This is a genomic window from Rivularia sp. PCC 7116, assembly GCF_000316665.1.
Lineage (GTDB): Bacteria > Cyanobacteriota > Cyanobacteriia > Cyanobacteriales > Nostocaceae > Rivularia.
Window position 1 is genome coordinate 7,441,766 of sequence record NC_019678.1, and the last position, 14,438, is coordinate 7,456,203.

The 14,438-nt window shown below is 38.6% G+C and carries 12 protein-coding genes and 1 CRISPR repeat array; of the genes, 5 read left to right on the forward strand and 7 right to left on the reverse strand.

Translation table 11 applies throughout. From position 1 onward, the window contains the following. Positions 1-117: 117 nt before the first annotated feature. Both RIV7116_RS28555 and RIV7116_RS36130 read right to left on the reverse strand, forming a co-directional pair. Positions 118-951, reverse strand: a complete 834-nt coding sequence (locus RIV7116_RS28555; RefSeq protein ID WP_015121808.1) for a fatty acid desaturase — start codon at positions 949-951, stop codon at positions 118-120. 198 nt (positions 952-1,149) lie between these two features. Beyond that, entirely contained in the window at positions 1,150-1,290 is a 141-nt protein-coding gene (locus RIV7116_RS36130; protein ID WP_015121809.1) for a hypothetical protein, read from the reverse strand. 1,350 nt (positions 1,291-2,640) lie between these two features. Here RIV7116_RS36130 and RIV7116_RS28560 point away from each other — a divergent pair. The 5 genes from RIV7116_RS28560 (at position 2,641) to RIV7116_RS28585 (ending at position 8,340) form a co-directional block, all read left to right on the forward strand. Beyond that, the gene (locus tag RIV7116_RS28560; protein WP_015121810.1) at positions 2,641-3,765 is read left to right on the forward strand and encodes an aromatic ring-hydroxylating dioxygenase subunit alpha; all 1,125 of its coding nucleotides are present in this window, start codon (positions 2,641-2,643) and stop codon (positions 3,763-3,765) included. Between the two features lie 110 nt (positions 3,766-3,875). Further along, positions 3,876-5,162 (forward strand): aminotransferase class I/II-fold pyridoxal phosphate-dependent enzyme, encoded by a 1,287-nt coding sequence (locus tag RIV7116_RS28565; RefSeq protein ID WP_015121811.1) that lies wholly within the window; start codon positions 3,876-3,878, stop codon positions 5,160-5,162. Positions 5,163-5,515: 353 nt separating this feature from the next. Next, positions 5,516-6,661 carry a hypothetical protein gene (locus RIV7116_RS28575; protein ID WP_015121812.1) on the forward strand — a complete coding sequence of 382 codons (1,146 nt, stop codon included), beginning with the start codon at positions 5,516-5,518 and terminating at the stop codon, positions 6,659-6,661. Beyond that, the gene (locus tag RIV7116_RS28580; protein ID WP_015121813.1) at positions 6,658-7,629 is read left to right on the forward strand and encodes an NAD-dependent epimerase/dehydratase family protein; all 972 of its coding nucleotides are present in this window, start codon (positions 6,658-6,660) and stop codon (positions 7,627-7,629) included. Before RIV7116_RS28575 ends, RIV7116_RS28580 begins: the two co-directional genes overlap by 4 nt. Positions 7,630-7,830: 201 nt before the next feature. Further along, on the forward strand, positions 7,831-8,340 hold the full coding sequence (locus RIV7116_RS28585; RefSeq protein ID WP_015121814.1) for a sterol desaturase family protein: 510 nt from the start codon (positions 7,831-7,833) through the stop codon (positions 8,338-8,340). 234 nt (positions 8,341-8,574) lie between these two features. Beyond that, positions 8,575-9,895: direct repeats of the CRISPR family, unit length 37 nt; unit sequence GTTGAAATAACCTCTAATCCCTATTAGGGATTGAAAC. Positions 9,896-10,402: 507 nt separating this feature from the next. On the opposite strand, the gene RIV7116_RS28590 is transcribed toward RIV7116_RS28585, so the two are convergent. The 5 genes from RIV7116_RS28590 to RIV7116_RS28610 all read right to left on the reverse strand — a co-directional run bounded on the left by RIV7116_RS28590 (position 10,403) and on the right by RIV7116_RS28610 (position 14,289). Further along, positions 10,403-11,314, reverse strand: coding sequence for a ChaN family lipoprotein (locus RIV7116_RS28590; RefSeq protein ID WP_015121815.1), 912 nt, complete (start codon positions 11,312-11,314; stop codon positions 10,403-10,405). Positions 11,315-11,328: 14 nt separating this feature from the next. Continuing rightward, the gene (locus RIV7116_RS28595; RefSeq protein WP_015121816.1) at positions 11,329-11,607 is read right to left on the reverse strand and encodes a hypothetical protein; all 279 of its coding nucleotides are present in this window, start codon (positions 11,605-11,607) and stop codon (positions 11,329-11,331) included. A gap of 126 nt (positions 11,608-11,733) precedes the next feature. Beyond that, positions 11,734-12,723 (reverse strand): chlorophyll synthase ChlG, encoded by a 990-nt coding sequence (chlG, locus tag RIV7116_RS28600; protein ID WP_015121817.1) that lies wholly within the window; start codon positions 12,721-12,723, stop codon positions 11,734-11,736. Between the two features lie 196 nt (positions 12,724-12,919). After that, complete coding sequence (locus RIV7116_RS28605) at positions 12,920-14,020, reverse strand: ArsA family ATPase (protein ID WP_015121818.1); 1,101 nt, start codon at positions 14,018-14,020, stop codon at positions 12,920-12,922. A 71-nt stretch (positions 14,021-14,091) separates the two neighbouring features. Beyond that, positions 14,092-14,289, reverse strand: coding sequence for a DUF2862 domain-containing protein (locus RIV7116_RS28610; protein WP_044292480.1), 198 nt, complete (start codon positions 14,287-14,289; stop codon positions 14,092-14,094). Between the last annotated feature and the right edge of the window lie 149 nt (positions 14,290-14,438).

Sequence of the window (14,438 nt, forward strand, 5' to 3'; positions counted from 1 at the left end):
CCTGCTATAAGGTTTGAGAAACCGGGTTTATTTTAGACTAACTAAAATAATATTAATTATCCCACCAATAGAAACCCGGTTTCTGCAATACCCCAGCTTCCAGTAACCTTGTAAAAATTATTTCTGCGGAAGTTTTACGTTGGTTGCTAATCCAAGAAATTGTAGCAGTCTAATAGTCATCCAAGTCATATCAATTTCCCACCATTGCAAACCATGACGAGCCGAATATTGAAAAGCATGATGATTGTTGTGCCAACCTTCACCAAAAGTCAGCAGAGCAACCCACCAACAATTAGTAGAGCGGTCGCCCGAATCGTGATTGCGATAGCCAATCGTATGACAAACACTGTTGACGAACATAGTAGAGTGAATTCCCACAAACAAGCGTACAAAAATTCCCCAAACTACAAAAGACCATCCACCCAGCAAATACAGCACAACTCCTAATGCGACTTGCAGTTCAATATAATAACGATGGCAAAAACGATAAAATTGGTCGTCGGCAATATCTTTCGTCATCCGTGGAAGTTCCGGTCGAGCCGGAACCGTATGCATTAACCAGCCGATGTGACTCCACCAGAAACCTTCATTGGGTGTATGAGGATCTCCTTGTTCATCGGAATGTAAATGATGTACTCGGTGATATCCAACCCAGCCAAATACACCTCCCTGAAGAGCTAAAGTACCGCACAAAATCAAAAAATACTCAAGCCATTTAGGAACTTGTAGACTTCTATGAGTTGCTAACCGATGAAATCCAAAAGCAATTCCCAAACCAATAGTCATCCAGTGTAATAACACTGCGACTCCTACAGCAGCCCAGCTAAAGTTACTGGGTAAGAATGCTAATAATACTGCTAAATGAAGTATGACAGTGAAAATAATCACCTTCAATCTAGGAGAAGGTGGATTTAATTGAGGTAAAGAAGCTGGAGATAAATTGGTAGTCATGAATTTTTTTGCTTTACACCTACTTGATTCAACATCATTTCTCGCTACTTAATATCGGGTTCGCTTCAGACTTAGATTAGAACCCGCTACCAAGCAATTCTCAGATATCCTCTTAATACTTATGCGGCGACAACGGAAAATTTGACGTTCGACACCCCTATTCTCCCTAATCTCTATTTTTGATTAGAGCTTTGCATACTATCGGTCTTTAAATAAGCAAAGATTGATTTTGCTGGAATTTTCTTTATAATTCGCTGCTGCATAGTCAGCGACTTTCCCCTCGATTACATTTTCAACAATTTGACGATAATCAATATCATGCTCTAAAAGAGTGTACATAGTTAGGTAAGATTTTTATAACCTTGTAAAAATACTAAAAATATTTCGCAAACCAAGGATATAGAAATCTTGGTAAACATCGCCGAATTGGTTATTTGAAGCTGAAATCCGAGATTTGAAGATTTTAAGTACCAATATATTTTGACCTGTGGAAAAATGTATGCATTTATACAATTTGTTTGACTGTTGCGGCAAAAACGATAACAAAATACGTTTATAAGGTCAAGAAAATCTCCATCTACAATCGTTTGCTTTAAACAAGTCTATTGAACGTTAATATAAGGGATTTTGAAATTACTGCTTAAATTACTGCGGTCTAACTTTTTGTATAGTTGGCAATAAGGCTAATTTAGGGTAGAGAGCAGTAAAAAACTTCAGCAGAAAGCAGGATAAAAATATATTTTTATTGTTGTTACAACATTATTGATGTATTTGTTCCCAGAAATGTTTCCTTTTAAATCCGTATTTTAGGCTATGACTGGTTTTGTAAGCCATTAATTAGACTCATATTCAGCGTCAATCAACAGAAACTAGTTTTTTAAAGTTTTAAGTTCAATCTTGAAGTTAGGAAGTACTGAATTTTTCATCATATATCGCTGTATCTCTGTTTCTCAGTATTTAAAAGTTTTTTTATAATCTTGGTTTAAAACTTTTGTATTATCCCTCAAGGTTGAGATTCAATTTATACAATACAAACAGCTAGAAATTCTTTTCAGCGTTTAGACGTAGTAAATACATTGACTGCATTAATTTTTCAAATATTATTAGGACTTATGCAACAGGCACATTTTTGTGTAGGTTGTTTGTACGCTGACTCCCAAATAAAGGTATTAATAAAGCCCTGAGAACAAGACACCATCCGAGTCTTATGACAATTGCGTCAGTCGCGATTATAAATTTGCTTACCTAGAAAATATATGTATCGATGGTGTAAACATAAAATTTATATATGTCAGAAACAAACTATAAACAAACTATAAATTGTTGCCATGTAATCAGTGATTAAACTTATTTATTAATTAATATATGTTGTCATAGGCACTTGCATTATTTAAGTACAAATAATATACAACTAAATAAATAAGAATATAAAAGTGTCATAAGGCACTCGACATTTCCGGAAAATCGGATAAAACTATGGAATAAAAGTGACAATTGGGCAATTGAAAATTAAAATGCCTAAGATAACCACTTTTCGTAGATTTTTGGTTGGTTTTGCCATAAGTTCTTGCTTAATTACTGAGAACTTTGTAAATTTCTAATAAGATTGTTGGCAAGTCTTCAAGAATGATACGCTAACTTTCTGTCGTAATTGCTCATATAGTTAATTACTCATTAGGGAGTACCGAAATGGAAATAGCTCCAATTCTGAGGGGCCAAACAGTTCAGAATCGGGTGCGCGAAGTCGGTATTAATCCAAATTACTGGTATCCCGCAACTTGGGCCTCGGAATTAAAGCCCTCTCAAGTATTGCCCGTAGTAATCTGGAATTCGGCGATCGCTCTTTACCGTTCGCAAGATGGTCAAGTTCATGCGATAGAAGATGCTTGTCCGCATAAAGGTGTCGCTTTACACAAAGGAAAGGTAACGGGAGAAAATCTCGCTTGTCCCTATCATGGTTGGGAATTTAATGGTAATGGAATTTGTACCAATATTCCTTATTTTCCTAAAGACCAAAAGCTGCCTTGTGCCAAAGCTCGTAGCTATGCGGTACGGGAAAAATACAATATTGTCTGGATTTTCCCAGGAGCAGTTGAAGATTCAGAAAAAGTAGAATTGCCTTCAGTTCCAGAATACGACGACCCAAATTGGCTGGCAATTCCTATACCCGGAGAATTCAAAGCCCATTTCTCGATTTGTAATGAAAATACGATGGACGTGTTTCATGGTTATTTACATGAAAATTTGCAGGGGTGGTTCGATCCGCAGCTATTAAGTTTAAAAGCCTCAGAAGAATCTGTATTTGCTCAATATCGGGTATCTTATCAAGGTTGGATGACTAAGTTTTTCGGATTCAGCGAACAAGGGAACGAAGTTACAACTCGTACTGTCACAATTAAATATAACTATCCTCATTACCATAGCTCTTTAGAAGGAATGTCTTCCCTCTACTTGATGCGTCAACCGGTGGGGGCACAATTAACAAAATCTTTTTCGTTGTTATTTATCAAAATTCGTCTTCCGCAGTGGTTTGTAAAACCATTGCAAAAACCGATAACAAAAATCATTTGGCGGTTTATCTTGAAAAGTTTTCTCGATCAGGACACCGAGATGATTGAAAGCGAACAACGTAACTACCTGGCTAATCCCCAAAGACGTTATGTAGAAATTAATCCAGCAATAATTGCCTTACAACGGGTAATTGTCGGTCAATATGAAAAATTTGTGCAACAATCTAAAAAACTATCCAATGGCAATAATGGTAATTACGCATCTTCGACAGCCCGAATGAATTCAAATTTAACCTCTAGTTAGTTATTGTCGAACCATCTGATATAAAGGATTGGTTAAGCGAAAAAAGTAAATTTTCAACCGCAAACATATATTAAAAGCCCATAGGCAAATTTTAGGTGAGAGGAGTTATTGTGGAAGTTGTAGAAGAGTATATGCAGGGACTCTATCAAAGTGGTCTCTACCCGGATAAGTTCATTTGTCATCAGAAACATGGAAATTTTGTCGAAGTTGAAAATCCTGACGACGGTAAGCGATATAAACTTTTGACATTTTGTACCAATGATGTTTTAGGGTTAGTTCAATCTGAAGAAGTAAGACAAGCAGCTATTGATGCAATTCTGCAATACGGTACTTCCAATAGTTCCTGTTCCGTGTTAAGCGGCAGAATTGACTTGCACCGTCAATTGGAACAAGAAATTTCTGCTTTCAAACATTTACCTCATACTCATCTATTCTTAAATGCTTGGATGGCTATGCAAGCATTGATAGATGGATTCTGTCACTTAGCAATAAATCTTCCAGGCTTTCGGAACACCAGAGAAACCCTGATTTTGACTGATGTTCTCAATCACGGTTGCATACTTTCCGCCGTTACCAATGCCAGCAATCGTTCCGGGAAAATGTTTAGTCATAGTCCTGATGTCCGCGTTAAAGCTTACCGGCACTGCGATGTCAATGACTTGGCGCGCAAATTACGACGCTACGCAAAACCAAACGACCGGATTATGGTAGTTTCCGATGCGGTGTTTTCAATGGATGGCGATATTGCTCCATTACCCGAAATGCTCGATGTTTTGGAGAATTATCCCGGCAGCGTCATTGTAATGGATGAAGCTCACGCGAGTGGTGCAATTGGTTTAAAAGGTGGTGGTGTATACGACCACTTTGGAATTACACCGCAGCAAGTACTCGATAGAGGAATGGTGCCATTAATTATGACCACCTTCTCTAAATTTGCAGCTTCCGCAGGTGCAGCAATCAGTTCTCATAGTCGAGAAATGATTGATTTGTTGGATGTTTCTCCAACTTCCATCGGTACCATCTCACTCCCCGCACCAACAACAGCAGCAGCATTAGAAAGTATTCGTCAGGTAAGACAAAATCCTGAATTAGTCGAAACTCTGCAAGCTAACACTCGTTACTTAAGAGCGCGTTTAATCGAACATGATTTTGCTGCGATTGGTGAAACCAACGTAATCCCTGTATTAGTACCACCCGAATTGAATCCCAAACAATTCTGTCGTCACCTGATGGAACACCACGGTATTTGGGTATCTGCGATTTGGTTTATTGCTAAACCCCGCTTAAGAATTACAGCAAACGCCCTTCATACCAAAGAAGATATGGACAAGTTGGTGAATGCACTAGTAGAAACGCGAGAGCTTTTGTATAAGCCCGCAACTATTGCTACCGCTTAAGCTATATCTGGAAAGGCGGATAGGGATGGTAATGGGAATTGGTAATAAAAAAGTAACAGCGTTGCTGATTTTCCCTGGTTCCCAGTCTCTGGCTGGGAACCTATTTTCTTGAGGCTCTGCCTCAATCGTAATTGCTGGAGGCAGAGCCTCTTGATATTTATTCCCAGCCAGAGACTGGGAACAAGATTTTCTCCTTCTTGAATACCAGTTTCACTGCTTCCTAGCCTTCGGGGTGGAAACAAGATTCCTAAAGCTATTAACTATCAAATCATTAAAATAACCCAATAAAAATATCATATTTAAGAATTAGACTGTAACTTTTTTACATAAAACGTAAAGCTTTACTACCTAATATGGTTACTGAAGTTCAAAAATATACAGTATCGCCTGTAACTACAGAGGCACAAAGGGAAATGTTCCTTGATGTGCCTTTTAAGGTATATAAAAATTACCCCAATTGGGTGCCGCCAATTCGCAGCAGCATTGCCAGACAATTAGCGTCGCAAAATAATCCTTTTCTTGAATATGGGGAATTTCAGCAGTTTATCGCTGTTTCCCAAAAAAATGGTGAACCTTTAGGACGAATAGTCGCAATTATCAATCGTAGATTAATTGAAAGCGAAAGTAAGAATGTTGGTCTTTTTGGTTATTTTGAATGTATAGAAGACTTTGAAGTTGCCAGCGGTTTACTAGACACTGCTTCTCAATGGTTGCGCGATAAAGGAATGAATTTTGTTCGGGGACCAATAAATTTATCTACCCATAATAGCTGTTTATTCTTGGTAGATAATTTTGACGAGCCACCGATTATGATGACACCTTATAACCCGCCTTATTATCCCGAATTTATGGAAAAGGCTGGTTATTACAAAGGAAATGATGCTTATGCTTATGATTTTCCTTTGGATCTTATTTTAGATCCTAAATTTGAAAAAGGATATCGAATCGCTTGTAAATCTGGCATTACCTTTCGTCCTCTGCGTACAAAGGGTGAAGGTTTTGAACAAGATTGTCGCAGCCTTTATGAATTGTTTAATAGCACTTTTGCTAACAATTACAGTTCTACTCCTCGTGCCCTAGAAGAATTTATGGATGAGGCAAAGGAATTACAATCCTTAGTAGATCCAGACGTGTTTCCCATTGCCGAACACAATGGAAAAATGATAGGCTGCTGGATGGGTTTACCCGATTATAATATTGCTCTAAAACATGTTGGCGGTAAATTAAATTGGTTGGGAATTCTTAAATTTCTTTGGTACCGTCGGCAAATCGATCAAGGAAGAGTGATTGTCATTTGTAGTCTGCCTGAATATCGTCGTAAAATGGTACCTTTAGGCTTGATTTATTTGGGGATGCAGGGAGGAATTAAAAAAGGTAAACCTTATAAAAAGGCAGAACTTTCCTTTGTCTGGGAAGATAACTCCCCTTCCCGAAAATTAGTTGAAGCAGCAGGCGGCAAAATCTACAAGACTTACCGAATTTACGAGAAAGCGTTATGAAAGCTTTAGTTACAGGTGCCAATGGGTTTACAGGTTCGCACTTAGTAAAAGCGCTAGTGCAGCGCGGCGATTCGGTTGTTGGACTAGTTAGGAAATCCAGCGATTTATCTCGATTAGAAGATACAGAAATACAGTTAGTTACGGGGGATATCACAGATCGCAAGGCGTTACGAGAAGCCATGCAAGGTGTTGATACCGTGTTTCATACAGCAGCTTTTGTCGAACTGGGTTTAGTTGATGCTGAGAAAATGGAACGGGTAAATGTTGAAGGAACCCAGGCTGTTTTAGAAATTGCTAAAGAAATGGAAATTTCTAAAATGGTTTATTGCAGCACCATTGGCATTTATGGGGATACTCAAGGCGAGGTAATAGATGAAACCTTTGAAAGAACTCAAGAAGACTTTTCTTCTGCCTACGACAGCACTAAATACGAAGCACAGCAACTAGTTGACAATTATGCCGTAATTGGTTTACCCGTAGTTAGCGTCATGCCATCTGGTATATATGGTCCTGACGATCCTCATTTTGGTCCTGTATTTAAACTATTTTTGCAAGGAAAATTAAAACTCTGGGTTGGAGGCGATCGCATTACCGGAATAGTTCATGTAGATGACTTGGTAAACGCGATGATATTGGCAGCTGAAAAAGGCGAACGAGGAGAACATTTTATAATTTCTGCTGGGGAACTTCCTTTGCGGGAAATGTTTGAAATAATCAGCGAGCAAACGGGTGTTTCCACACCTGCGGAAGTTCCGCAACCAATAGCAAGGTTAGTAGGTAATGTTCTTGACCCTATAGGAAAAGTTTTATCCTGGAATCCACCTATCGGCAAAGAAAGAATACATTATATCTACGACCGCTGTGTGCGAGTTGATGCCAGCAAAGCCCGCGAAAAACTAGGTTGGGAACCTCGTTCGGTGCCTGAGATATTAGAGGAAATTGTTACACATCTACAGACCCAAAATTGATTTTAATTTTATCTTTAGGGATAGGAAATCTTAATCTATCTCAGATTCACGTTATCTGGTAACTGATTACCGATAACTGATAATTGCTAAGTGTGAATGCAACATCTTAAACAATCTAACGTCCCTAAGTAATGTTGTACGCAATTATCATCGCGAGAAATTGTTACGATAAATTACGAGATTAATCCTTCAAAAGTTTATATGAATCCTGTGTTATTAAGTGCTTCAACAGCAATAATTTGTTTCCTGATTGCCTTCGTACTGGCGAGCCTAGTAGAATATTGGCTGCATCGTTTGATGCACGTTAACCGTAAGATTGGCGAACGTCATCGCGATCATCATCGCCGTAACGAGGGGCAAGGTGTAGTCTGGGAATTCCGCGATTATGTAGTTGGCAGTTCCTTAGTGATGGTTGTCATGTTCTTCTTTTCCTGGGATGCCGGTTTAGGTTGGTTCCTCGGTAGTTTAAGTTATGCAGCTTTTTCTGCATACGCACATCAGCTACAGCATGAAAATCCTACCAAGTGTTTCTGGATGGAAATGCCGGTGCATTACGTACATCATAAATACGGGATGTGGGAGCATAACTTTGGCTTGGCTGTAGATTGGTGGGATCATGTTTTCGGTACTTATAAGCCTGTTGAAGAATGGATGGGTGAAAAAGAAATAGCGCTATCCCAACGCGGTTATTTACAGTTGAAGTGGTGGTAAGATTATTTTCGCGGATGGTAAGGTGTTGAAAAATAGGTTGAGAAAATAATCGCTGAATCCTACTCTGAGTAAGGCTTTGAAGCTTTCTATCACCTCTACCCATCCGCGAACCTTGCATAGACTGGGTTTCAGCCATTTTCCACCTTCTCTATTTCATTTTGATATGATAATATTAGGTCATCCGCGAAACCGAACCTTGAAAACTACATATTTAAAGGCTTTCAGATGCCCGCAGTTGAAATAACCTCTAATCCCTATTAGGGATTGAAACCCAAGTCTTAGTAATTACAGCCATTTTGATTTTTTGTTGAAATAACCTCTAATCCCTATTAGGGATTGAAACCTACCACGCATGATTGCGGATTTTAACACAGCTTGTTGAAATAACCTCTAATCCCTATTAGGGATTGAAACAGAAAAATATTTAAGCTATTCGAGGCTGAATTTTCGTTGAAATAACCTCTAATCCCTATTAGGGATTGAAACTTATAACCTTTGCTTGTTTGCTCAAGTACTAAAGTTGAAATAACCTCTAATCCCTATTAGGGATTGAAACCAGAGCTTTCAACTGCCTGCATAGGTTCAGAAGTTGTTGAAATAACCTCTAATCCCTATTAGGGATTGAAACCAGGATTATTCCCAGGCTTTCTCATAGTCACTAAGTTGAAATAACCTCTAATCCCTATTAGGGATTGAAACGAAAAGTCCTGCCCAGTATACTTGGGACAGTATCGTTGAAATAACCTCTAATCCCTATTAGGGATTGAAACTTAAGATTGAAGCGGTACGCTACTTTGTTACTAAGTTGAAATAACCTCTAATCCCTATTAGGGATTGAAACTTAGAACCCGTTGCCGCTTAACCCTCACTCCCAACGTTGAAATAACCTCTAATCCCTATTAGGGATTGAAACACTCTGATTCTTGCGGGCTCAAAAACTCTTTCCGTTGAAATAACCTCTAATCCCTATTAGGGATTGAAACAAATTACTTTTCTACACAGGTGCTAGACCTTCAGGTTGAAATAACCTCTAATCCCTATTAGGGATTGAAACGTGGGGTGAGTACTTCTAAAACATTCACCACATCTGTTGAAATAACCTCTAATCCCTATTAGGGATTGAAACTTTTAGCTTTAGATAATGAATCGATGGCTAAAAAGGTTGAAATAACCTCTAATCCCTATTAGGGATTGAAACGTCGCTGCAAATTTCTCTAATCCGGCAACGAATTGTTGAAATAACCTCTAATCCCTATTAGGGATTGAAACTATTTGTTAGCATCAATATATCACACCTGTAGATGTTGAAATAACCTCTAATCCCTATTAGGGATTGAAACAAAATTTCTACCTAAAGAGCTATTTGTTGCTATCTGTTGAAATAACCTCTAATCCCTATTAGGGATTGAAACCACTTCTTGAGCAAACATTTGGCGATTCACTTTAGTTGAAATAACCTCTAATCCCTATTAGGGATTGAAACGTTTCCGCTTCGACTCCCGTACAGCCTCAGCTTCCGTTGAAATAGCCTCTAATCCCTATTAGGGATTGAAACTTATAATACAAACTTTAGATGGGATTCTAATATCATTCATTATTTACCGTGAAAAGGTTCTAGTTGAAACATGTTTTACACTGTTCTTAAGACAGCCTTGGAATAAATTCCCAGGCTCAAATACAAAGTCTGATAAATCAGACTGAGCATAGCTTTTAGTGAGTTTCAACGTACTTTGTATATTAGTCTTGAAATTAATTTCTCTGCGAGAAAGCCTCCAGCTTGCAAGGTGGATATTTAGAATTAACGACAATGGTGCAAGATGTCAGCACCTAATTAGCAGCGTTACGCTTTAGCGTCAAGCTCCGCTTATCGCTACAACTAAATATGAAGCTTATACATTTTTTGTTCGGCTATAAGCCTTATTATTTGGGGCTTTTTAAATAATGTGTAAGTTGACAAATTTAAACGACTTTTGCTATTGCTTTGGAATTGATTCTAAAGCGATTGTAATGGCTAATCAAAAGAAACCAATTAAATTCTGACTATTGGCTATTAGGCAATTATTTACTTATCCAAAATAAAATCAGCAACTGGCTTATTTTTTTCAATTGAATTAATATCTGGAACGCTTAATAAAACCGAACGCTGAGTAAATTGCTTGTCTTTGATTCGTCTTTCTACGCGACTGGGAATGCCGTAACCGTATACAATATGTCCTTGCCCTGCTAATACAACTACCTGGTGGTTTTGATTTGCTTTAATAAATTGGGCAATAGTATCAGCCATTGTTTCATCCCACAAAACTTGAGCTAGAAAAAAGCGATTTGCACTATCGCTGTTACCATGCCCCGCGCTTTGATGTTGTTCAAATGCTTTCAAAACCATTTGACGGTATGGGATGTTATCTAGATTAATTTCAGTAACAGGTGGAATCCATTTTTTGTCGGCATCCGTAAGTTTTTCTATGCCTTCTTTGGCAACTTTACGGCTAATTTCTCTAGGAGTATTTAAAGCTAAAACGGGTATTTTCTTTTCTTTTGCAAATCTTAAAATAGGGGCGTATAGCTCCCAATCAAAACCCCAACGCTCTTTGTATTCGCTTTTAGTTACTAATTCTGCTTCTGTAATTTTGCCTGCAATATATTGATCCAAAACTTCTTGAAATGGGCGTTGAAACATTTCCATTCCAATAGCAATTTTTTTATTGTTCTTATATAATTGTTGGATAACTTTTAATTGGTTTTGATGGTCTTTGGAACTGTCGTGGGTTTCTCCTAAATATACGACATCAGCCTTTTTTAGATCGGCTAACATACCCTCTAAATTATCAACACATTGACTTTCAGAAAATTGAGCCGCACAAGAATTAGTTGTAGGTTCGGCGTAGCTTGAGCAAGAAAATAGAAAAAATATTCCTACTGATAAAGCAAAAAGTTTTGCAATTGGAGAATCAAGCCTATTAAAGTGTTTCTTCATTTACCATTCATATACTAATAAAGCATAGGATTAGTTTTTGGTTGATAATCCATACATTCTATTGCTTCTTCAGTGTTAGCCATTGAAGGATTGACAGTACATTTTAAGCGATAGTCGTCAGTAAAATATTGACAGCCCGAACACGGTATTTGATGCATTTGCTTTGCTGTATTGACGCTATCTCTGGCGGCAGTCCACATGCTCCAGCCGACTAAAATAATTAGTGACCAAGCACATACAAAGCAAATAGGCACTAAAAAGGGCCCGATCGCATTAACTAAGTAATAAAGCATTTGAAACACGACTTCAAGGTCAAAGGTTAGAGGTTGAAGGTCAAAGGTTAGAATTAATCTTTATCAACTATTACCAGTTAACTGTTGAACCCAAAGGTTAGCTGCTAACTGGTAACTGGTAACTGATTAAACCGCAGAATGACCGAGTGCAATACCCGCTACTAACATTCCTAAAACTAGGAATGGTTGGGCACTAGCTTGGTATTTTACATCGTTTTTTAATGGGTCGCGCAGGAAATACATATCTTGCAATGTAATTTGAGGAATCACTAACAAAAGTAGTATTGCGGCGTACAAATTTTGATGCAGATAGATTAAATATGCTGCGATCGCGACTTGAAAAATGTCAATCATTCCGGCGCAAATCCAAGCTGCTTTTTCGACTCCGAAGACAACTGGTAAAGACTTTAAGCCAAATTGCTTGTCACCTTCTACGCTCTTAAAATCGTTAACTATGGCAATTCCTAAGCCAGCCAAACTATATACAACGGTGAAAACTACCACTTTCCAATTGAGTTCGCCGAATAATGCATGACCCGTACACCAAGGGAAAGCAATGTAGCTAGCGCCAAGAGCATAACCGCCTAACCAACCGTTCTGCTTGAGTTTTAGAGGTGGAGCAGAATAAATGTAAGCAATTAAAACGCCTAATACCGCGATAACTGAAATAGTAGGAAATTCATTTCCAGCCCATCGATCTAAAGCAACAGCTAACCCTAAACCGGCAATCATTAATACCCAGATTTGCGTAATTACCTGGGGTAAAGGAATTGCTCCGGAAGGAATCGGGCGATAGGGTTCGTTGACAGCATCAATTTCGCGGTCGTAATATTCGTTTAAAGTTTGGGTATAACCCGCTAAAATTGGACCAGCAAGCAACATGCAAGCCGCCGACTTCAGAAAATTTTCCGTCTGCCAAGTGTAATTACCTGAAGAAGCCGCGCCACAAACAACCCCCCAAATCAAGGGAATCCACGTAATAGGCTTCATTAACTGCAAGCGAATTTTCCATTTTGGAGAACTTTCACCAGAAGCTGCGCCCTTCATTCCTAGCAACTGTCTGGTTTTGGCACTGCGATCGGCAGTTTCTGATTTTGGTTGAGTTGATTCAGACATATTTCATATATTGGTAATTGGTAATTGGTAATTGGTAATTGGGCATTGGGCATCGGGAATCGCTAGAGGGAGTGAAATTGTTAATTATCAATTTCTCACTACTAACTTCATAACTCTTAACTCCTAACTCTTAACTCCTAACTCTTAACTCCTAATTGCTAACTACCCATCCATTACCCATCACCCATTACCATTTCTAAAACGAAATTATCAAATATTGGTTTTGAAATTTCGCGCCTGCTACGGGCTTACCACTCAAAGCGGGAGGTAGTAAGATATTCCTTCTTTGATCTCCTGCTTCTATGGTCACTTCCGGGCCATACTGAGTTAGTTTGACTTGTTTTTTGTCAAATCCTGGTAAAAATAACTTTACCTGACGAGCATTAACATCAATTTCAATAGGTTTGGGGGAAAGTAGTGTCTGTGCGGTAAAGTCCGGAACAGCATCCACCAAAGGCTGCCAATTACCTTCTTTAATATCTGGGATATTAGTTACTTGTAAAGGAGCAAAGTCTTCAGAGACATTTGAATTTCCATTGGGAGAAATAACAATAACGCCACCAATCGTTAAACCTACTTGTTGAGCACTTCCCCAAAGAAAACGGCTTGAAACCACTTCGATGGGATCTGGAGTTGTCACTAAGAAAGCACTAAACTGCTGGGGATTGGCAAGAACTTTTTTACCTTTATCCAAGATATTGTTAGCTTGGTTAGTAGGTTGAGCAAAATTATCTGCCGTAGGATTAACGTTGAGAAAGGTGGAAATTAACGGTTGGATGAAAGGAGAATCAGAAATAGCCTTTCCCAAATCCGAATTGATGAACAATTGTCGGAAACGACGCACGTACCAACTGATTGATTCGGGCATTCCCAACATTCGTAAAGTATTTATATTTCCAGTACCGTTGTAAACAATAACGTCATATTTGCCGCTCTCAAAATATTCGCGTATAGCATTAAGTGCCAAAGCGCCATCCATCCCAGGTAAGATAGATAACTCTTGACCGTATACATCTTTGAGAATAGGTGTTTTGAGATATTGCGCTTCCAGTTTCTTTACCTCTTCCCAATTGCGTTCTAATAACACGGAAGATTGAAACTGTACCGCTTGTAAATTAGCACCAATTTCTTGAGGATCGGGGCCTAAATAGGCACCCAACATAATGGGTAAAACGGGTTCGGCACCACCTGCCAAAAGAACCCGTTTTCCTTGGTTTGCCAGGGATTTAGCAGACGCGATCGCTATTTTAGTTCGAGCGGCGCTGCTTTCACCCAAAAAGGTCAATATCTGGGACATTTTGTGAATTCCAATTTCAGCCCTTACAATCAACTTCCAGTTAACAGCAGATTTCTTGAAGACGCTTCTGTCTATTGCACTACTTTTAGTTCATCTTCAAAAAACCAAGTGGCTGAATTGTCATCAAACTTTACTACGCAGCCAACACCCATACCATCAGTGATTTTAAAATCTTTGATAGTACCAACTTTTCCTAGCTTGTTAGATGTGCTTCCAGAAGATAAACGGTCGCGTAAACGAACTACCTTAACTTTTTGTCCTACTTCCATGCCAAATGATAAATAATGAAATAAATGCACTAAACCAAGACTAAGTTTAGCTGAATTAGGGACTTCTGGGAATTGGGTAATAGGTAATAGGTAATTGGTAATGGGTAATGGGTGATGGGTAATGGGTGATGTCCAATCCCCAATGCCCA